Below are 1,571 nucleotides of genomic sequence, written 5' to 3'. Positions count from 1 at the left end.
TCTAGCGCTGATGGTACTTGGTGGGAAACTGCCTGGGAGAGTAGGACGTAGCCACGTAATTTTTTTTATTTTTTGTTAAAAAAAACAAAAAAAATTACGTATTTCTTTTTTCATTTTGGGAAAACTAAACACAGGAATTATGGATTATCATAAAAATTTAATTCTTAAGGAGTGATATAAATGAAAAAAGTTGCTTTAGTTTTAGCTATAATCGGTGCACTTAACTGGGGAGCAATTGGTATCCTAGGAACAGATTTAATAGGTAGCATTTTCGGTGGAACATATGAAATGATAAGTAGAATAATATACTTTGTTGTGGGTCTAGCTGGATTGTATTTAATACCAAGTTTAATGTCTGATGACAGGGAATAATTTAATTTTTACTTTTTTATATTAGACACCTCATTCTAAATATTTAGAATGAGGTGTTTTATTTTATAAAAAGATTAATTTGTATCTTTTTTAATGGTAAAATAGATAGGAATCAAAGTTTTCAAATAAGTAATAACAATAGGTAAAAAGGAGTAATCTATGTTTATAATTAATGAACTAAGTGAGATTGTAAATAAAGAAGTAATATCTTTTCATATGCCTGGACATAAAAAAGGAAAAATATATGAGAAATTAGGATATGTAAATGTATTAGAAAATTTGTATAAAATGGATACGACTGAAATAATAGGGACAGATAATCTACATTCCCCAGAAGGAATTATAAAAGCCTCTCAAGAAAATACTGCAAAGGTATTTAAAAGTGATTATACATACTATTTAGTAAATGGAAGCAGTTGTGGAATACAATCTGCAATAATGTCAGTATGTAATCCTAAAAGTAAAATAATTGTAAATAGAGACTGTCACCAATCTGTTATAAATGGATGTATTTTGGGTGATGTAGATATAAAATATATTCCTTGCGAAATAAGCAAAGATACTAATATTTTAAAAGGTGTGAATGTAATAAATGCAATTGATATAATAGATAAAAACTTAGATGCAAAAGCAATATTGCTTACATATCCTACATACTATGGAATGACATATGATTTAGAATATATCTGTAATTATGCACATAGCAAAAATATGGTAGTAATAGTAGATGAAGCACATGGTGCACATTTAGGACTTAGTGAGAAACTTCCTAAAACAGCTCTTGAGCAAGGTGCAGATGTAGTTATACAAAGTACTCATAAAACACTTCCATCTTTTACTCAATCATCAATGATACATGTAAAGGAAGATAGAGTTGACTTAAATAAAATTTCAAACATGTTAAGAATTACTGAGTCTTCAAGTCCTTCCTATTTATTATTGTCTTCACTGGAATTAGCAGTAGATATATATGAAAATAAAGGGAAAAAATTAATGGAAGAGCTTTTAAATAATATCCACATTTTCAAAAATAATGTTAATGAAAATCTTGAAATATATAGTACAAATGATAAAACAAAAATATTTATATCTGCTAAAAATATAGGATTAACAGGATATGAATTAGAAAATATCTTAAGAAAAAAATATAATATACAAGTAGAGTTATCTAATTATTATGGTGTTCTATTAATCTGTAC

The 1,571-nt window shown here is 27.0% G+C and carries 2 protein-coding genes; both read left to right on the top strand.

Features of this window, described 5'->3' with window-relative positions:
• Positions 1-180: 180 nt before the first annotated feature.
• Complete coding sequence (locus tag KGF52_RS20905; protein ID WP_227436395.1) at positions 181-372, top strand: DUF378 domain-containing protein; 192 nt, start codon at positions 181-183, stop codon at positions 370-372.
• A 159-nt stretch (positions 373-531) separates the two neighbouring features.
• On the top strand, positions 532-1,571 hold a 1,040-nt coding region (locus KGF52_RS20900; RefSeq protein ID WP_227841506.1), incomplete at its 3' end, for an aminotransferase class I/II-fold pyridoxal phosphate-dependent enzyme.

Source organism: Clostridioides sp. ZZV15-6597 (assembly GCF_020657815.1).
GTDB lineage: Bacteria > Bacillota > Clostridia > Peptostreptococcales > Peptostreptococcaceae > Clostridioides.
Note: the sequence above shows the minus strand (reverse complement) of the source record. Positions and strands in the feature narration are given on the sequence as shown.